The organism is Xylophilus ampelinus, assembly GCF_003217575.1.
Classification (GTDB): Bacteria; Pseudomonadota; Gammaproteobacteria; order Burkholderiales; family Burkholderiaceae_C; genus Xylophilus; species Xylophilus ampelinus.
The window spans coordinates 94,956-111,838 of record NZ_QJTC01000012.1 but is presented as its reverse complement, the minus strand read 5'-3'; the positions used below and the strand labels follow the sequence as shown (position 1 = coordinate 111,838).

The window sequence follows — 16,883 nt, the reverse complement described above, 5'->3', positions numbered from 1 at the left end:
GCGTGGCCGATCTGGAGCGCTCCATCCGGCAATACATCGACCGACATAACGCCGACCCGAAACCTTTCATCTGGCACAAGAGCGCCGATACGATCCTCGCAAAGGTCGCTCGGGCTGCCCATAAACTTAGTTCGGCTTATTTTTGAGACACCAAACTAGCCGGCCCTTCATGTGCTATCGAAAAAATAGCTCACGACCGTCCCGTATCAATGGTTGTCGCCGCTGCCGGCCTCGGTTTTTGGCGGCCAGGCCGTTGGGACTGCGAGGCGCAGCAGCAGTGCCTGCTCTTGCTCGGCATGCTGCTCGGCCACCTGCTGCGCCTTTTCGGCATAGGCCGCCTGTGCCACCACGTCGGTGTCCGGGGGCAGATCCAGGTCGTAGAAGGGATCCTCGTCCTGCCGGGTCTTCAAGTCCTGGAACTCTTGCGGGTGCAGCGCTTTCATGCCGGCACGCCATGTCGGGTTGTCCAGCAGGAAGCTGCTGTACGCCGCAGGATTCTCCGCCTCGGTCCGCACCGTGTGCGCCAGCGTTCGCAGATCCGCCGGATTCAAAATACTGGAGTGGTGGAACTCGATCGTGGAGGCCGTGCTGCTGGGAAGACCGAGCGTTCGGCGCAACTCGACCTTGGCGTGCAACATGGTTTCCATGGGTTCCTCGATCAGCCTGTTTCGATCCTCCTTGAACAGGTTGGGAGCGTCGCTAAGCCGGGACGCGATGTAGCGATGCACGGCGGTTTCGAGCAGCGACAAGCGGAACAACGAGCCTGCCCAGTCGTCGAGCCACTTCACGTCGACGTCGCCACGCTCTACCGCCCGTGCCATCCGGTGGTTGTCCACGGCCAGGGCCATCTTGGAGAAGCCTTCGGCCAGGTTGTCGTTGCAGGTGCCCAGCGCATCCTGCGCCAGCGAAAAGACCTCGCGTCGCAACGCCGCATCGTTCGCGACGGCGTGCAGCATCGACGACACCTGCGCTTTGGTCTGCGCGGAAATCTCCGGTTCTATCAGCAGGTATTCGGTGCGCAAGCGCCCCAGCACACGGGCGAATGGCACTGCGTTGTCGTCGTGGTCGAAGGCATGGGGGAATTCGATCGGCATGCCGGTGAGCTTGGACCAGCTATAGATCTCGTGGCCCAGAGGCATCTGCTGCTGGTTGATGTCGGCCTCCAACTGGGCGGCCGCCTGGTTCGTCAGTTGCCGTAACTCTTCCAATCCATTGAACATGGTCCGCAGCAGTACGAGCTGGTTGCCCGTGAGGGGAAGGTCGAAAACCCTTTCCGGCGCAGCCAGGTTGGCATGGCGCAGCATCTCGCGAAAGACGCTTTGGAAGCGAGATGCCAGTTCCGGCTGCCGCCTCAACTGATTCCATAGCTCGGGGAAGTCCGTCGGCCCGGGATCGTTCGGCACGTTGAGTTCTACCAAAAGTGCGTGCACGGCCTCGTTAGCCGCATCCCTTCTCTGCAGCGGGGTGGCCGTCGCAACAGAAGCGCCAGGGTGCAGACGGGCCGCCGGCGACGAGGTCCCCGCTTCCTGCGGCAGCGACCCGGGCCGGTGGGTACGCATGTACGGCGGCCCGGGAGGCTGCTCCCGCGTGAGCGCATACATGAAAGCCCGTCGAGAAGACCACGAAGGGTCGCCGGGCTGCTCGCGCCGCGCGCGCCGCGGCAGCGGACTCTCTTCGAGCGCCCCGGGCGTGGGGGAGCGTTCACGCCGCGCCGGGGCAGCATCCGGCTCCTGGAGACGAGGCTCCGGGCTGGTTTCGCGCGAACTCGGCGTGCCGGGGTTGCGTAGTGCGTCCATTGCCGGATACTCGTGACAGCCGCAGATACTGCATCGCTCGCAGCGAAGCCATGGCTGCTTACGCGAAATGCACGGCCCCGGGGGCCGTATTTTTTGCGATTCGACCCACGCGGCTACTTTCTCGTCAAAATTGCCGCCCACGCCGTGCGACGGGCCGGCGCAGGAGACCTCCATGAGCGACATCCGCTACCTCGACTGGCCCTTCTTCGACGAGCACCACCGCGACCTGGTGCGCCGCCTCGAAGTCTGGGCATGCGCGCACATCGCCGAGGCCCATGGCCGCGATGTAGACGACGCCTGCCGCGTTCTGGTGCGCAACCTGGGGCGTGCAGGGTGGTTGCAGCACGCGGTCGCGGCGAAGGCCGGCGATGCGATCGATACCCGCGCGGTCTGCCTGATCCGCGAAACACTGGCACGCCACACGGGCCTGGCCGATTTCGCGTTCGCGATGCAGGGCCTGGGCTCCGGCGCCGTCTCGCTGGCCGGCAACGACGACCAGCGCGCCCGCTACCTGAACCGCGTGTCGCGTGGCGAGGCGATCGCGGCCTTCGCGCTGTCTGAGCCCGAAGCCGGCTCCGACGTGGCGGCGATGGCCTGCGCCGCGCGGGAGGAGGGCGGCGACTACGTCCTCGACGGCGAGAAGACCTGGATCTCCAACGGCGGCATCGCCGATTTCTACGTCGTCTTCGCCCGCACCGGCGAGGCGCCGGGCACGACCGGCCAGGGCGTGCCTTTCAGGGACACGCGCGGCATCGGCGCCTTCATCGTCGATGCCGACACGCCCGGCTTCGAGATCGCCGAGCGCATCGAGGTGATCGCGCCGCATCCGCTGGCCCGGCTGCGCTTCACCGGCTGCCGCATTCCCGCATCGCAGCGCATCGGTGCCGCCGGCGAGGGATTCAAGATCGCGATGCGCACGCTAGACGTGTTCCGCACCTCGGTGGCGGCCGCGGCACTGGGCTTCGCCCGCCGCGCGCTCGACGAGGCGATGGCCCGCGCCACCGGGCGCCGCATGTTCGGCGGCGTGCTGGCCGACTTCCAGCTGACGCAGTCCAAGCTCGCCCAGATGGCCACCATGATCGACAGCGCCGCGCTGCTGACCTACCGGGCGGCATGGATGCGCGACCAGGGCCACAGCGTGACCCGCGAGGCCGCCATGGCCAAGCTCACCGCCACCGAGAACGCGCAGCAGGTGATCGACATGGCGGTGCAGATGTGGGGCGGCCTGGGCGTGGTGAGCGACCAGCCGGTCGAGCGCCTCTACCGCGAGATCCGCTCGCTGCGTATCTACGAGGGCGCCACCGAGGTGCAGCAACTCATCATCGCGCGCGACCTGCTCAAGGAATGGAAGGGTGCCGCGCCGACCTCCGCATAGGCAACCAGCATTGCAGCGGGTGCATTTCACTTCAGGACCACCGCGGAACCGGCTTCGCCGGGCCGCTGGTGGTGCCCCTGTAAGGGGGTTGGCGGCCACACGCAGTGGGCAAGCCTGGGGGTTGTACGAGTGCTCACCGCGGAACCGGCTTCGCCGGGCCGCTGGTGGTGCCCCTGTAAGGGGGTTGGCGGCCACACGCAGTGGGCAAGCCTGGGGTGTGCTTCAAGTTAGGGTGATCCCGCTGGCCCGCCAATTGCTTTAGCCCTAAAGTAATTCATCGTTTTGGACGCATCGCACCAAAAGGGGTTTCTCGCATGGCCAGCGCACACACAGACACTTTCGCCCGCGACCGGTTGCCGCCGGCCGAGGCGCAGCCCGCGTACCTTTTCGACCTGCCCGAGCTGCAGTTCCCCGAGCGCCTGAACTGCGCCACCTCGCTGCTCGACGACGCGGTCGCCCGGGGCTGGGGCGACCGGCTCTGCGTGCAGGGCGCGGGCCTGCGCTGGACCTATGCCGACCTGCTGGCCCAGTCCAACCGCATCGCCAACGTGCTGGTGCACCGCATGGGCCTGGTGCCCGGCAACCGGGTGCTGCTGCGGGCGCCCAACACGCCGATGCTGGCGGCCTGCTGGTTCGCCGTCGTCAACGCCGGCGCGATCGCTGTGGCGACCATGCCGCTGCTGCGCGCCAAGGAACTGCAGGCGATCATCGACAAGGGCCAGGTCAGCCACGCGCTGTGCGACCTGCGGCTGGCCGACGAACTGCGCGCCGCGGCGCTGGAATGCCCGGTGCTGCGGCAGGTGTGCTGCTTCAATGATCCGTCGGCCGACGGGCTGGAGGCCGCGATGGCCGCGCAGCCGGCCACCTTCGACAACGTCGATACCACCGCCGACGACACCTGCATCCTGGCCTTCACCTCGGGCACCACCGGCGTGCCGAAGGCGACGATGCATTTCCACCGCGACGTGATGGCGATCTGCGCCTGCTGGCCGGGCCATGTGCTCAAGCCGGCGGCCGACGACGTGTTCATCGGCAGCCCGCCGATGGCCTTCACCTTCGGGCTCGGCGGCCTGCTGCTGTTTCCGATGGCGGTCGGGGCATCGACCGTGCTGCTGGAGAAGGCATCGCCCGCGCAGCTGGAGGGCGGAATCCGCGACTTCGGCGCCACGGTGCTGTTCACCGCGCCCACCTCCTACCGCACGCTGGCCGCACACGGCGACGCGATCCGCGCCGGCACGCTGCGGCGCTGCGTCTCGGCCGGCGAGGCGCTGCCGGCGGCCACCCGCGCGCTGTGGAAGCAGGCCACCGGCATCGAGCTGATCGACGGCATCGGCGCCACCGAGATGCTGCACATCTTCATCTCGGCCGACGAGGCGCATGCGCGGCCCGGCGCCACCGGCGTGCCGGTGCCGGGCTACCGCGCCCGGGTGGTCGATGCCGAGGGCCGTCCGGTGCCGCCCAACACCGTCGGCCGCCTGGCGGTGCAAGGCCCGACCGGCTGCCGCTACCTCGACGACCCGCGCCAGTCGCAGTACGTGAAGGACGGCTGGAACCTGACCGGCGACGCCTATCTGGTGGACGACGACGGCTACTTCCACTACCAGTCGCGCACCGACGACATGATCATCTCGGCCGGCTACAACATCGCCTCGCCCGAGGTGGAAGAGGCGCTGCTGCAGCACCCGGCCGTCGCCGAATGCGGCGTGATCGGCGTGCCCGACGAAGAGCGCGGCCAGATCGTCAAGGCCTTCGTGGTGCTGCGGCCCGGGCAGGAGCCCGACCCCGCCACGGTGCGCACGCTGCAGGACTTCGTCAAGCAGACGGTGGCCCCGTACAAATATCCCCGTGCCGTCGAGTTCGTGGCGGCCCTGCCGCGCACCGAAACGGGCAAACTCCAGCGCTTCCGGCTGGGACGCAGCGATGCGCCCGCGGTTCCCTGAATCTCTTCGCCCCGCAAACCCTCCCTCCGTCTCCACCGATAGAAAGCCTGCCCCATGAAGACTCTTTCCGCTTCTTCGCTCAAGCCCCTGGTCCTGGCCGCGCTCGCCGCGGTCGCCATGTCCGCCCAGGCCGCCGACGCGGTCAAGATCGGTTTGCTCAGCACGCTGTCGGGTCCCGGTGCGGGCCTGGGCATCGACATCCGCGACGGCTTCCAGCTGGCGGTCAAGCACGGCGGCGGCGAGCTCGGCGGCCTGCCCGCCGAGGTGGTGGTGGCCGACGACCAGCAGAGCCCCGACGTGGCCCGCCAGACGGCCGACCGGCTGATCAAGCGCGACAAGGTCGACTTCATGACCGGCGTGGTGTTCTCCAACGTGATGCTGGCGGTGGGCGCACCCACCTTCGCCGCCAAGACCTTCTACATCAGCGCCAACGCCGGCCCGTCGCAATACGCCGGCGACCAGTGCAACCCGTACTTCTTCAGCGCCAGCTACCAGAACGACAACCTGCACGAAGCGGTCGGCAAGACGGTGCAGGACAAGGGCTTCAAGCGCGTCGCGCTGCTCGCCCCCAACTATCCGGCCGGCAAGGACGCGCTGGCCGGCTTCAAACGCTTCTACAAGGGCGAGGTGGCGTTGGAAAGCTACACACCGCTCAACCAGCTCGACTACGGTGCCGAGATCGCCAAGATGCGCGCGGCCAAACCCGATGCGGTCTACATCTTTTTGCCGGGCGGCCTGGGCATCAACTTCATCAAGCAGTTCGTGGGCTCGGGTCTGTCGAAGGACATGACCCTCTTCGGCCCCGGCTTCTCGGCCGACGAGGACGTGATCAAGGCGGTGGGCGAGCCGATGCTCGGCATGTTCAACAGCTCGCTCTGGGGGCACGACCTGGACAACGCGGCCAACAAGAAGTTCGTCGCCGATTTCCAGAAGGAGTTCGGCCGCCTGCCCACGCTGTACGCGGCGCAGGGCTACGACGCGGCCCGCCTGATCGACGGCGCGGTGCGCGACGTGAAGGGCAAGCTCGACGACAAGGCCGCGGTGCGCAAGGCGCTCGAAGCCGCACGTTTCGAATCGGTGCGCGGCGCGTTCAAGTTCAACACCAACCACTTCCCGATCCAGGACTACTACCTGCGCGTGATCACCAAGGACACCCAGGGCCGGGTGACCAACCGTACGCTGGGCACCGTGTTCAAGAACCACGCCGACGCGTATGTCGGCAGCTGCAAGATGCCGGCGGCATGACCGGGCGCCCGATCCGTTTCGATGCCATGACAGAGGCCTTGCCATGACCGGCGTGCTGGTGCTGGAGCAGTCGCTCAACGGGCTGCAGTTCGGGCTGATGCTGTTCCTGCTGGCCGCCGGCCTCACGCTGGTGTTCGGCATCATGGACATGATCAACCTGGCGCACGGCTCGCTCTACATGGTGGGCGCCTACCTGATCGCCACCGCGGCGGCGGCCTCGGGCTCGTTCTGGATCGGACTGGGCGGCGGCATCGTCGGCACCGCGCTGGTCGGCATGCTGCTGGAGGTGACGGTGCTGCGCCGCCTCTACAAGCGCGACCACCTGTCGCAGGTGCTGGGCACCTTCGCGATCCTGCTGATGGCCAACGAGGGCGTGCGCATGCTGTGGGGCTCGCAGCCGATCGCGCTCAACCCGCCCGACAGCCTGTCGGGCCCGGTCGAGCTGCTGACCGGCTTCTTCTACCCGGCCTACCGGCTGCTGATCATCGGCGTGGGCCTGGGCGTGGCGGCACTGCTCTATGTGCTGGTCACCCGCACCCGGCTCGGCATGCAGGTGCGCGCGGGCGCGTCGAACCGCGAGATGGCGCTGGCCATGGGCACCAACGTGCGGTGGCTGTTCACCGCGGTGTTCGGCCTGGGCGCGGCGCTCTGCGCGGTGGCCGGCGGCATGCTGGGCCCGCTGCTGGCGGTGCAGGTGGGCATGGGCGAGAGCATCCTGATCCTCGCTTTCGTTGTGATCGTGATCGGCGGCATCGGCTCGATCCGCGGCGCGCTGTTCGGCGCGCTCTTGGTGGGAGTGGTGGATACCGCCGGCCGCGCGCTGATCCCGATGGCCTTCGGCCACTGGCTGGGTGCCGAGGCGGCGGGCAGCGCAGGGCCGGCCGTCGCGTCCATCCTGATCTACCTGCTGATGGCTGCCGTGCTGTTCTGGAAGCCCCGAGGGCTTTTCCCGGCGCACGGCTGAGGACCCGACCCCATGACGACCGCATCTTCTTCGTCGCTTGTAGGCCGCGTTTGCGCCGTGCCGCCGGCCACCGATTCGGCGGATGCGCCGCACGGCCTGCTCGACCATGCGCTGCACCTGCGCTGGACGGTGCCGGTACTGCTGGTACTGGCCGCGCTGCCGTGGGCGGCCGCCGCGCTGGGCGAGGATTTCTACGTGGGACTCGCCACCCGCATCCTCGTCTTCGCGCTGGCCGCGACCAGCCTCAACCTGATCCTGGGCTTCGGCGGCATGGTGAGCTTCGGCCACGCGGCCTTCATCGGCACCGGTGCGTACACGGTGGGCATCCTGATGCAGCAGGGCGTCATGTCGGCCTGGATCGCCTGGCCGGCCGCGTTGCTGGTCAGCGCGCTGTTCGCGCTGATGGTCGGCGCGATCAGCCTGCGCACCCGGGGCGTCTACTTCATCATGATCACGTTGGCCTTCGCGCAGATGCTGTACTACCTGATGGTGTCGGTGAAGGCCTGGGGCGGCGAGGACGGGCTGACGCTGCCCGGCCGCTCCACCGTCGGCGGCGGCTTCGACCTGGCAAATGACACCCGCTTCTACTACGTGGTGCTGGCGCTGTTCGTTCTGGCCTTCCTGGGCATCCAGCGGCTGCTCAACGCCCGTTTCGGCCACGTGCTGCAGGCGATCCGCGAGAACGAGACCCGCATGGGCGCGATCGGCTTCCCGGTGTACCGCTACCAGCTCGTCGCCTTCACCCTGGCCGGTGCGCTGGCGGGCCTGGCCGGGGCGCTGCTGGCCAACCAGTCGAGCTTCGTGAGCCCGTCGCTGCTGCAGTGGAACCAGTCGGGCCTGCTGCTGGTGATGGTGATCCTGGGCGGCGTGGGCCACCTGTGGGGCGGCTTCATCGGGGCGGTGGTGTTCCTGCTGCTCGAAGAGATTTTGGCGGCCTACACGATCCACTGGCAGTTCGGCCTGGGGGCGGTGCTGCTGCTGGTGGTGCTGGTCGCGCCGCAGGGCCTGGCGGGCTTCCTGCGCAGGAGGAAGCCGGCATGATGGGACCGATCCACACGGGCGCATCGGCACCCACGTCCGCCTTGTCCGGCACGCCGCTGCTGCACATCGACGGCCTGGTCAAGCGCTTCGGCGGCCTCACCGCCACCGACCATGCCGACATCCGTGTGCAGCCCGGCGAGCTGCACGCGCTGATCGGCCCCAACGGCGCCGGCAAGACCACGCTGATCCACCAGATCTCGGGCGCGCTGGCGCCCGACGCGGGCCGCATCGTCTTTCACGGCGACGACGTCACCCGGCTGCCGATGCCGCAGCGGGTGCTGCGCGGCCTGGCCCGGTCCTACCAGATCACCAGCATCTTCAAGCGCCTGTCGGTGCGCGACAACGTGGCGCTGGCGGTGCAGGCCCGGCAGGGCAGCAGCCTGCGCTTCTGGCAAGCGGCGCGCAGCGAGCGTGCCCGCTATGCCGCGGCCGAGCAGGTGGTCGAGCGGGTCGGCCTGGGTCCGCAGATGCATGCGCTGGCCGGTGCGCTGGCGCACGGCGAGCAGCGGCAGCTGGAGGTGGGCCTGGCCCTGGCCACCGCGCCGACGCTGCTGCTGCTCGACGAGCCGATGGCCGGCATGGGTCCGGACGAATCCGAGCGCATGGTCGCGCTGCTGCTGTCGCTGCGCGGCCAGACCACGGTGCTGCTGGTCGAGCACGACATGGACGCGGTGTTCCGCCTGGCCGACCGCATCTCGGTGCTGGTCTTCGGCAAGGTGATCGCCTGCGGCACGCCGGCCGAGATCCGCGGCAACCCCGATGTGCGGCGCGCCTACTTGGGCGACGAGGCGAACGAGGAGGTGGCCGCATGAATACGCAAGCGACGATGGCCGGTGCCGCTGCCGTACCAGCACCCGCGCCGCGGCCCGACCGCCCGGTGCTGCTGGAGATCGACGACCTGCAGGCCACCTACGGCAGCAGCCAGGTGCTCTTCGGCGTGGGCCTGCGCATCGACGCGGGCGACGTGGCGACGCTGCTGGGCCGCAACGGCATGGGCAAGACCACCACGGTGCGCTCGCTGCTCGGCCTGGTGCGCGCCAGGAGCGGCACGGTGCGCTTCCGCGGCGAACGCATCGAGCGCATGGAGCCCGACCGCATCGCCCGCATGGGCCTGGCGGTGGTGCCCGAAGGCCGGCAGATCTTCCCCAACCTGTCGGTGTCCGAGAACCTGCGCGCCTTCGGCGCCAACCGCAATCGGTCGCCCGACTCGTGGACGCTGGAGCGGGTCTACGACCTGTTCCCGCGGCTGGCCGAGCGCTCCCGCAACATGGGCAACCAGCTCTCGGGCGGCGAGCAGCAGATGCTGGCCATCGGCCGCGCGCTGATGACCAATCCTTATTTGCTAGTGCTGGACGAAGCCACCGAGGGCCTGGCCCCGCTGATCCGCGAGGAGATCTGGCGCTGCCTGGCGCAACTGCGCGCGCAGGGCCAGAGCATCCTGGTGATCGACAAGTACGTGCAGCGGCTGGTCACGCTGGCCGACCGCCACACCATCGTGCAGCGCGGCCAGGTGGTCTGGCAGGGCGATTCCCCCGCGCTGGCGGCCGATCCGGGCCTCTGGCAAAAGTACATCGGCGTATGACCGCACCCTTTTCCCCTTCCACCCATCCGGTCGTGTTCGAGCGGCCGCTGCGCATCCGCTTCGCCCACTGCGATCCGGCCGGCATCGTCTTTTTCCCCCAGTACCTGGTGATGCTCAACGGCCTGGTCGAGGACTGGTTCAACGACTGCCTGGGCGTGTCCTATGCCGGCCTGCTGGGTCCGCGGCGCATCGGCATGCCGATCGTGCGGCTGGAATGCGAGTTCCGCGCGGTGAGCCGCATGGGCGACGACGTGACGCTGGGCCTGGCGGTCGAGCGCGTCGGCAACAGCTCGCTCACCCTGGCGCTGCACTGCCGCGCCGGCGAGCAGGAGCGGATGCGTTCGCGCCAGGTGCTGGTCGCGACCGACCTCAAGACCCACCAGGCGCGGGCCTTGCCCGACGACGTGCGCGAAGCGCTCGGCAGGCTGCCGACTTGAATGTCCGTTCCCGCCGCGCACGGAGCCCCTCGGCGGGCGAGGGCGATGCCGGAAACCGGCCAGGCCCGGTTCGGCGGTGACCGACGTACCGCAGTGCGATTCACAGACTTCCCTTGGAGATCCTTATGCAGACCCTTCTTCCCTCCGGCTGGCCCCGCCCCCGCGGCTACGCCAACGGCGTGACCGCCCGCGGCCGCATGGTGTTCGTCGCCGGCATGATCGGCTGGGACGCCGAGGGCGTGTTCCACACCGACGACCTGGCCGGCCAGGCCCGCCAGGCGCTGGAGAACGTGGCGGCGGTGCTGGCCGAGGGCGGCGCCAAGACCGAACACATCGTGCGCATGACCTGGTACGTGACCGACCGCAAGGCCTACGTGGCCGCGTACCCCGAGATCGGCAAGGCGTTTCGCGAGATCATCGGCAGCTTCAACGCGGCGATGACGGCGGTCGAGGTGTCGGGCCTGATCGAGGACCGCGCCAAGGTCGAGATCGAAGTGACCGCCGTCGTCCCCGACTGAGCGGCGCCGCCATGCCCCGGCTCTACCGCGATTTCGAGACGCAGGAGCAGATCGACGCGCAGTACGACACCGCCATCCCGGCGGCCGACCGCGCCGCCGAGATGCGCCACTACGCCGAGCGCAGCGCCCATGCCCGCGCCACGCTGCGCTGCGAACTGCGCGTGCCCTACGGCCCGACGCGCGCCGAAACGCTCGATATCTTCCCGGCCGACGCGCCCGGCGCGCCGGTCTTCGTCTTCATCCACGGCGGTTATTGGCGGGCGCTGTCGGCGAACGATTTCACCGTTCGCGCTACAGCGTCGAAACCGTCCAGTGTCCCAGTCTTAATTGCGGGCTCTGAGTCCCAGGAGGAGCACGGGGTCAGCCGGACGGGCTCCCTTCAGCGCGGCAGGAGCGAGGGGGATCGTATTAGGAGGAGCGGCGGGCGCAGCCCGTCGCGGGGGACATTCGCGGAGCATAGTACGCCGTCGGCGCGATCACCCACGGCGCCTGGCCCGACCCGCTCTGCCAAAGCCGCCCGGTCAGCCCGTTATTGCTATATTTTTTATAGCTAGTAGCCGGCGCCAAAAGCCGGCTACAGCCACTTTCAAACAAAATCAAGCCGCAGCCCGAGCCCCGCCGACTGCCCGGCACCGCCAACCCCGGATGTTCCCGCAAGGTCCGCCCTTCTTACGCGCTGCGGAAGATGCCCCGCCGCCCCAGAAGCGGAACCACACCGGCGAACCACACCGGCCGACGGATCACGGCTTGTCGAAGTAGTCGGGCAGCCGGTAGCCGGCCCAGACCGACTGGGCCTTGAAGAACTGCTGGAAGCCGGCCGACCGGTAGGCCGCCGCGATGTCGCGGGCGAACGGCTACTCCTGCTGGCCGCGCTCGACGGCGACCACGTCGACCTAGGGCGCCGTCATGTCCTCCAGCCGCAGCGATTCGGTCAGGCGCAGCCCGTAGGCGACGGCGAAGTTGCCCTGGGGATCGCGGCCACGTCGGCATCGTCGAGCGAGCGGGGCGCCTGCGCGGCCTCCAGCGGCACCAGCTTCAGCCGCTTGGGGTTGGACACCACGTCGCGCTCCGACACGACCAGCGGATCGGTGCCGGGCTTGACCTGCACCCAGCCGACCTGCGCCAGGATGTTGAGCGCCCGCGCCGCATTGACGGGATCGGAGGGCAGGGTGACGGTGGCGCCGTCGGGCACCGCGGCCAGGGTCTTGTGCCGCTTCGAGTACAGGCCCATCGGCGGCGGCGGCACCTGGACCACCGGCACCAGGTCGAAGCCCTGGCGCTGGTTGGTGGCCTGCAGGTAGCGGACCGCGTGTCAGCCCTGCCTCAGCCTCACGCTGCAAGCGTCCACCGCAGCGACCATCTGCCGCACCGTCGTGCGCCGGATCGCAAACGCTGCGGCGCGCCGGTCGAAGCCTCCGGCGTGGTCCAGCATCCGGTCGATGGTGGCGATCGCCTGCTTCGGCGCCACGCCGCCTTGGGCGGCCAGCGCGAGCAGGTGGGCCCGGCCGATCGCGCTGCCTTCGCCGCATACGTCCATGTGGTGCTGGCCCCTCGGGCCGTCGCTGAAAGTGAGGTCGAAGGCCGGCGCCAGCCGCCAGCGACGGTCGCGGCCCATGCGCCAGGCGAAGTTCTTGGGATGGTCGTCGCGGTTGTGGAACAGCACGTTGAAGACGGCCCGCGCATAGGCCTTGTCGACCTCGCGCTCGTCGCGGGTCAGCATCCGCGTGGCCCGCAGAAAGGTGGTGTAGTCGGTGCTGCCCGGCAGCCGGAAGTCCACCTGCAGCAGGCCCGCCAGGCTGTGCACCGGCACGCGCATGCCGTCTTCCCGGTCGAAGCGCGCGACGCCGAAGGCCGCGAGCGTGCGAGACAGGTCGAACGATGCACTGGCCGGCACTTCGAGGCCGCAGCTCCGGGCCAGTTCCGCATACATCTGCTCGATCGCGCAGACCTCCTTGTGCTCGTCCTGCGCAGGGAACTTGACCAGCCAGGGAGCGCCGGGTGCATCTTGGCGGGTGCTGACCTGCGCGGTCGCGGCGTCGTACTGCACCAGGGCCTTCGGGCGCGCACCCTGGGGCGAGCCGCCGGTCAGTGCCAGTTCCCGCAGGGCGGCACCGGTATCGCCGGCCAGGGCGCGTTCGCTTTCGCGGGCAAGTGCCAGCAGGTTCCAATCGGGCGCTTCAGCATCGGGGCCGGCGGCCGGTACGAAGCGCAGCGCGCCCATGGCACGGTCGCCGATGAAGGCGAGGCGGTCCAGCGGCCCGGGATGGCGAAGCCCCTGCCGGCGCAACAGCCGGTCCATCAGCAGCAGCCCCCAGCCATCGGGCAGGCTGTCGGCGATCAGGCCCGGAAGGCGGTGCAGGTGGGCGGGAAAGCCGCCGTAGGCCGGGGCCCGCAGTTTCAGATGCAGCGGCGACAGCTCCAGCGTCGATGCCAATGCCTCCGGCGCGTATTCGAACAGCAGGGTGGATCCATCGTCCGCCAGCTGGCCGAGCGCAAAGTCGTCGCCCCAGCCTTGGTAGTGGACGCCGAGCCGCTTCACGGCTTCTTTTGACGCGGCGCGCGCTGCCGCAGGCCGGCCGCTTCGGCCTGGACCATCTGCGCGATGGACTGCCGCCGGGGCACGAACAGATCGTCCAGCTCGCCTACCAGTCCGAGCGCCTGCACCACCCGGACCAGCGTGTCCAGCGAGGACTGTCCGTTGCGCTCCAGTTGGCGCACCGCACCCTGCGACAGGCCGGCCGCAGCCGCCAGCTCCTGCTGGGACAGGGCCTGGGCCAGCCGCTGGGCGCGCAGGCGCTCGCCGACGGTTTGCAAGACCTCGTCGGTAGTGTTCAGCATAAATGTCATATTTATGGTGTTTAGCCCTTGATTCAGGCCCTAAACACCATTTTAATGCACATTAATAAGGATGCGCCAGCCTCGGTGCACGCTGCTTCACTCGATGTTCTGCACCTGCTCCCGCATCTGCTCGACCAGCACCTTCATGTCGACCGAGATGCGGGTGAGTTCGATCGTGGCGGACTTCGAGCCCAGGGTGTTGGCCTCGCGTTGCAGTTCCTGGATCAGGAAATCGAGCCGCTTGCCGACTTCGCCGCCCTTGGCGAGCAGGCGATCGATCTCGTCGAGGTGGCTGTCGAGGCGGGTGATCTCTTCGGCGACGTCGATGCGGATCGCGAAGGCGGTCGCCTCCGACAGGGCGCGGTCTTGCGCTGCCTCGGGCACGGCGGCGCCTTCGCCGAGGGCCATGGCCTCGGACCAGCGCTCCAGGAAGCGCTGGCGCTGCTGCTCGACCAGGCGCGGCACCAGGGGCGTGGCTTGGGCGGCCAGCCCGCGCAGCTGGGCGACGCGGTCGGTGAGCATGGCGGCGAGCCGAGCGCCTTCGCGTTCGCGGGCGGCCAGCAGCTCGGCCAGGGCTTTCTCGACCAGCGGCACGATGCTGGTGTTGCGGTCGGTGGCGCGGGCGTGCTGCTCGGCGGCGCCTAGGCGCATCGTGTCGGCGACCGACAGCGGTGCCGCCGACGGCATCCAGGCCCGTACCGTGTCCTGGATCGAATTGAGGCGCTGCAGCAATCGCACCGAAGGCTCGGGCAGCGTGTCGGCGCTGTCGTGCTCCAGCGCGGCACGCACCTCGACCTTGCCGCGCTTCAGACGGGCGGTGAGCTTCTCGCGTAGCACCGGTTCGTACTGCCGCAGGTCGTCGGGCAGGCGGAACGCCAGGTCCAGGAAGCGGCTGTTGACCGAGCGGATTTCCAGGCCGAGCCGGCGCTCCGGCGCGGGCCGCGCGGCGTTGTCGGACTCGTGTGCCAGGACGCTTTCCTGCGCGCTGGCGTAGCCGGTCATGCTGTAAACTGACATCTGTTTTGCGGGTCGTTGCAGATACCGGAGAATAGCGGGGTTCGCCCGCCGTTCCGGTGAAACCCCCGCGATCTCCATGCGACAGCCCCCGCCGCAGGGCCGCAACCGGTCGCCAGACGGCCCATCCTTTCGCCCTCATCGCATGACCAAGAACAAGCCGGCGCCGCTGCCGCCCGATACGGCGATCGGGGGCTACCGTGTGGTGCGCCGTATTTCCGCCGGGGGATTCGGCATCGTCTATCTGGCGCACGACAGCGAGAGCAAGCCGGTGGCGATCAAGGAATACCTGCCCGCATCGCTCGCCACCCGCAGCGCCGACAGCCCTCTGCCCAAGGTCGCGCCCGAGAAGCTGTCGCTCTACCGCCTGGGCCTGAAGAGCTTCTTCGAGGAAGGCCGCGCGCTGGCGCAGATCTCCCACCCGTCGGTGGTGAGCGTGCTCAATTTTTTCCGGGAGAACGAGACGGTCTACATGGTGATGAACTACCTGGAGGGCGACACCCTGCAGGATTTCATCATCACCGCGCGGGAGCAGAAGGCGCAGAAGGTGTTCCGCGAATCCACCATCCGCTCGCTGTTCGACGAGGTGCTGCGCGGCCTGCGCATCGTGCACCAGCACAAGATGCTGCACCTGGACATCAAGCCGGCCAACGTCTTCATCACCGACGACAACAAGGCGGTGCTGATCGACTTCGGCGCCGCGCGCGAGGTGCTCAGCAAGGAAAGCCATTTCGTGCGGCCGATGTACACCCCCGGCTTCGCCGCGCCCGAGATGTACAAGCGCGACGCGATGATGGGCCCCTGGACCGACATCTACGCCGTCGGCGCCTGCATGTACGCCTGCATGCAGGGCTATCCGCCCAACGACGTGCCGCAGCGCCAGGACAAGGACCGGCTCTCGGTCGCGCTGTCGCGACTGCGGGGCGTCTACTCCGACCACCTGATCGAGATCGTGCAATGGTGCATGTCGCTCGATCCGCTGCAGCGGCCGCAATCGGTCTTCTCGCTGCAGAAGGAGCTGGGCATGCCCAACGAGCGCCGCCACACCCGGTTGACGGTGGGCGAGCGGATGCGCATGCAGATCGATTCGCTCGTCTCCGACGGCAAGCGATCCGCCCCTGCGCCGGCAGCCGCCGCGGCGCGCGACGCCGGCCGCAACGACAGCGGCGCGGGGGCCGCGCTGCCATGAAGTTCTCGGTGTTCCAGGTGAGCCGCCTCGGCGGCCGCGAGATCAACGAGGACCGCATGGGCTACTGCTACACGCGGCAAGCGGGCCTGTTCGCGCTGGCCGACGGCATGGGCGGCCATCCCGAGGGCGAGGTGGCGGCGCAGCTCGCGCTGCAGACCGCCTCGGCCTTGTTCCAGCGCTATGCCAAGCCGGCCCTGCCCGACATGACCGCCTTCCTGTCGGAGGCGGTGCTGTCCGCGCACCAGCAGCTGCTGCGCTACGCCACCTTCAAGGCGATGCTCGATTCGCCCCGGACCACGCTGGTGATGGCGGTGGTGCAGAACGGGCAGGTCAGCTGGGCGCACTGCGGCGACTCGCGCCTCTACCTGATCCGCAACGGCGCCCTGGTCACCCGGACCCGCGACCACTCCTACACCGAGCGCCGCGACATGCAGCTGGCCCGTCCGAACCAGGCGGCCAACCGCAACGTGCTGTTCACCTGCCTCGGCTCGCCGACCCGGCCGCTGTTCGACGTGGCGGGGCCGTTTCCGCTGCAGGGCGGTGACCGGGTGCTGCTCTGCTCCGACGGCCTGTGGGACATGCTGAGCGACGACGAGATCGTGGCCGTCGCCGGTGCGCATCCGGTGTCGGCCGCGGTGCCCGAGCTGGTCGAGCGTGCACTGCGCAACGCCGGCCCCGCCAGCGACAATGTCACCGCCATCGGCTTCGAATGGGAAGCCGCCGATTTCGAGCCGACGCGCGGCATCTCCACCGACACCATCGGCGAGGAGGTGTTCGCCTCGACCATCCAGGCCGGCGTGCCCGACGCGTCGGCCGACGACCTGGACGACGAGGCGATCGAACGCTCGATCGCCGAGATCAACGAGGCGATCCGCCGGTCCGCCGCACGCCGGGTGTGACCGGCGCGCCGTTCGCGCCGCGCGGGGGCCGCCGGAATGCCTGCC

Annotated in this window: 17 protein-coding genes and 1 pseudogene; 13 read left to right on the top strand and 5 right to left on the bottom strand. The window is 68.9% G+C overall.

The window, feature by feature from the left end:
* Positions 1 to 146, top strand: a pseudogene (locus tag DFQ15_RS17825) (IS630 family transposase); the annotation flags it as partial.
* Between the two features lie 60 nt (positions 147 to 206).
* Here DFQ15_RS17825 and DFQ15_RS09730 read toward each other — a convergent pair.
* Positions 207 to 1,796 carry an NEL-type E3 ubiquitin ligase domain-containing protein gene (locus tag DFQ15_RS09730; protein WP_158529044.1) on the bottom strand — a complete coding sequence of 530 codons (1,590 nt, stop codon included), beginning with the start codon at positions 1,794 to 1,796 and terminating at the stop codon, positions 207 to 209.
* A 172-nt stretch (positions 1,797 to 1,968) separates the two neighbouring features.
* On the opposite strand from DFQ15_RS09730, the gene DFQ15_RS09725 reads away from it, so the two are divergent.
* The 10 genes from DFQ15_RS09725 (at position 1,969) to DFQ15_RS18130 (ending at position 11,452) form a co-directional block, all read left to right on the top strand.
* Positions 1,969 to 3,171 (top strand): acyl-CoA dehydrogenase family protein, encoded by a 1,203-nt coding sequence (locus DFQ15_RS09725; protein ID WP_110465797.1) that lies wholly within the window; start codon positions 1,969 to 1,971, stop codon positions 3,169 to 3,171.
* Between the two features lie 314 nt (positions 3,172 to 3,485).
* Positions 3,486 to 5,111 carry an AMP-binding protein gene (locus tag DFQ15_RS09720; RefSeq protein ID WP_110465793.1) on the top strand — a complete coding sequence of 542 codons (1,626 nt, stop codon included), beginning with the start codon at positions 3,486 to 3,488 and terminating at the stop codon, positions 5,109 to 5,111.
* A gap of 54 nt (positions 5,112 to 5,165) precedes the next feature.
* Complete coding sequence (locus tag DFQ15_RS09715) at positions 5,166 to 6,356, top strand: ABC transporter substrate-binding protein (protein WP_110465792.1); 1,191 nt, start codon at positions 5,166 to 5,168, stop codon at positions 6,354 to 6,356.
* Positions 6,357 to 6,399: 43 nt separating this feature from the next.
* Positions 6,400 to 7,320 carry a branched-chain amino acid ABC transporter permease gene (locus DFQ15_RS09710; RefSeq protein ID WP_110465791.1) on the top strand — a complete coding sequence of 307 codons (921 nt, stop codon included), beginning with the start codon at positions 6,400 to 6,402 and terminating at the stop codon, positions 7,318 to 7,320.
* 12 nt (positions 7,321 to 7,332) lie between these two features.
* Complete coding sequence (locus tag DFQ15_RS09705; protein ID WP_110465790.1) at positions 7,333 to 8,361, top strand: branched-chain amino acid ABC transporter permease; 1,029 nt, start codon at positions 7,333 to 7,335, stop codon at positions 8,359 to 8,361.
* On the top strand, positions 8,361 to 9,173 hold the full coding sequence (locus tag DFQ15_RS09700) for an ABC transporter ATP-binding protein (RefSeq protein WP_374941019.1): 813 nt from the start codon (positions 8,361 to 8,363) through the stop codon (positions 9,171 to 9,173). The genes DFQ15_RS09705 and DFQ15_RS09700 overlap by 1 nt, the downstream gene beginning before the upstream one ends.
* Positions 9,174 to 9,187: 14 nt before the next feature.
* Positions 9,188 to 9,943, top strand: a complete 756-nt coding sequence (locus DFQ15_RS09695) for an ABC transporter ATP-binding protein (protein ID WP_110465789.1) — start codon at positions 9,188 to 9,190, stop codon at positions 9,941 to 9,943.
* Positions 9,940 to 10,380 (top strand): acyl-CoA thioesterase, encoded by a 441-nt coding sequence (locus DFQ15_RS09690; RefSeq protein WP_110465788.1) that lies wholly within the window; start codon positions 9,940 to 9,942, stop codon positions 10,378 to 10,380. The genes DFQ15_RS09695 and DFQ15_RS09690 overlap by 4 nt, the downstream gene beginning before the upstream one ends.
* A gap of 125 nt (positions 10,381 to 10,505) precedes the next feature.
* On the top strand, positions 10,506 to 10,898 hold the full coding sequence (locus DFQ15_RS09685) for a RidA family protein (protein ID WP_110465787.1): 393 nt from the start codon (positions 10,506 to 10,508) through the stop codon (positions 10,896 to 10,898).
* A gap of 11 nt (positions 10,899 to 10,909) precedes the next feature.
* Entirely contained in the window at positions 10,910 to 11,452 is a 543-nt protein-coding gene (locus tag DFQ15_RS18130) for a hypothetical protein (protein WP_310593124.1), read from the top strand.
* A 377-nt stretch (positions 11,453 to 11,829) separates the two neighbouring features.
* Here DFQ15_RS18130 and DFQ15_RS17815 read toward each other — a convergent pair whose 3' ends face one another.
* The 4 genes from DFQ15_RS17815 to DFQ15_RS09660 all read right to left on the bottom strand — a co-directional run bounded on the left by DFQ15_RS17815 (position 11,830) and on the right by DFQ15_RS09660 (position 14,738).
* Positions 11,830 to 12,159, bottom strand: coding sequence for a MetQ/NlpA family ABC transporter substrate-binding protein (locus DFQ15_RS17815; protein WP_233504389.1), 330 nt, complete (start codon positions 12,157 to 12,159; stop codon positions 11,830 to 11,832).
* 51 nt (positions 12,160 to 12,210) lie between these two features.
* Positions 12,211 to 13,437: a type II toxin-antitoxin system HipA family toxin gene (locus tag DFQ15_RS09670; RefSeq protein WP_110465786.1), complete on the bottom strand. Its 1,227-nt coding sequence runs from the start codon at positions 13,435 to 13,437 to the stop codon at positions 12,211 to 12,213.
* The gene (locus tag DFQ15_RS09665; protein ID WP_233504387.1) at positions 13,434 to 13,736 is read right to left on the bottom strand and encodes a helix-turn-helix domain-containing protein; all 303 of its coding nucleotides are present in this window, start codon (positions 13,734 to 13,736) and stop codon (positions 13,434 to 13,436) included. Before DFQ15_RS09665 ends, DFQ15_RS09670 begins: the two co-directional genes overlap by 4 nt.
* Before the next feature lie 96 nt (positions 13,737 to 13,832).
* Positions 13,833 to 14,738: a YicC/YloC family endoribonuclease gene (locus DFQ15_RS09660; RefSeq protein ID WP_110465784.1), complete on the bottom strand. Its 906-nt coding sequence runs from the start codon at positions 14,736 to 14,738 to the stop codon at positions 13,833 to 13,835.
* Between the two features lie 157 nt (positions 14,739 to 14,895).
* On the opposite strand from DFQ15_RS09660, the gene DFQ15_RS09655 reads away from it, so the two are divergent.
* Positions 14,896 to 15,939, top strand: a complete 1,044-nt coding sequence (locus tag DFQ15_RS09655; protein WP_110465783.1) for a serine/threonine protein kinase — start codon at positions 14,896 to 14,898, stop codon at positions 15,937 to 15,939.
* A complete protein-coding gene (locus DFQ15_RS09650; protein ID WP_110465782.1) occupies positions 15,936 to 16,838 on the top strand; it encodes a PP2C family protein-serine/threonine phosphatase in 903 nt (300 codons plus the stop codon). Before DFQ15_RS09655 ends, DFQ15_RS09650 begins: the two co-directional genes overlap by 4 nt.
* Positions 16,839 to 16,883 lie beyond the last annotated feature (45 nt).

Excerpts from the sequence above, each read along its gene's own strand:
- DFQ15_RS09730 (WP_158529044.1), bottom strand. The coding sequence starts at position 1,796 with ATGGACGCACTACGCAACCCCGGCACGCCGAGTTCGCGCGAAACCAGC.
- DFQ15_RS09725 (WP_110465797.1), top strand. The coding sequence starts at position 1,969 with ATGAGCGACATCCGCTACCTCGACTGGCCCTTCTTCGACGAGCACCAC.
- DFQ15_RS09720 (WP_110465793.1), top strand. The coding sequence starts at position 3,486 with ATGGCCAGCGCACACACAGACACTTTCGCCCGCGACCGGTTGCCGCCG.
- DFQ15_RS09715 (WP_110465792.1), top strand. The coding sequence starts at position 5,166 with ATGAAGACTCTTTCCGCTTCTTCGCTCAAGCCCCTGGTCCTGGCCGCG.
- DFQ15_RS09710 (WP_110465791.1), top strand. The coding sequence starts at position 6,400 with ATGACCGGCGTGCTGGTGCTGGAGCAGTCGCTCAACGGGCTGCAGTTC.
- DFQ15_RS09705 (WP_110465790.1), top strand. The coding sequence starts at position 7,333 with ATGACGACCGCATCTTCTTCGTCGCTTGTAGGCCGCGTTTGCGCCGTG.
- DFQ15_RS09700 (WP_374941019.1), top strand. The coding sequence starts at position 8,361 with ATGGGACCGATCCACACGGGCGCATCGGCACCCACGTCCGCCTTGTCC.
- DFQ15_RS09695 (WP_110465789.1), top strand. The coding sequence starts at position 9,188 with ATGGCCGGTGCCGCTGCCGTACCAGCACCCGCGCCGCGGCCCGACCGC.
- DFQ15_RS09690 (WP_110465788.1), top strand. The coding sequence starts at position 9,940 with ATGACCGCACCCTTTTCCCCTTCCACCCATCCGGTCGTGTTCGAGCGG.
- DFQ15_RS09685 (WP_110465787.1), top strand. The coding sequence starts at position 10,506 with ATGCAGACCCTTCTTCCCTCCGGCTGGCCCCGCCCCCGCGGCTACGCC.
- DFQ15_RS18130 (WP_310593124.1), top strand. The coding sequence starts at position 10,910 with ATGCCCCGGCTCTACCGCGATTTCGAGACGCAGGAGCAGATCGACGCG.
- DFQ15_RS09665 (WP_233504387.1), bottom strand. The coding sequence starts at position 13,736 with ATGCTGAACACTACCGACGAGGTCTTGCAAACCGTCGGCGAGCGCCTG.
- DFQ15_RS09660 (WP_110465784.1), bottom strand. The coding sequence starts at position 14,738 with ATGACCGGCTACGCCAGCGCGCAGGAAAGCGTCCTGGCACACGAGTCC.
- DFQ15_RS09655 (WP_110465783.1), top strand. The coding sequence starts at position 14,896 with ATGACCAAGAACAAGCCGGCGCCGCTGCCGCCCGATACGGCGATCGGG.
- DFQ15_RS09650 (WP_110465782.1), top strand. The coding sequence starts at position 15,936 with ATGAAGTTCTCGGTGTTCCAGGTGAGCCGCCTCGGCGGCCGCGAGATC.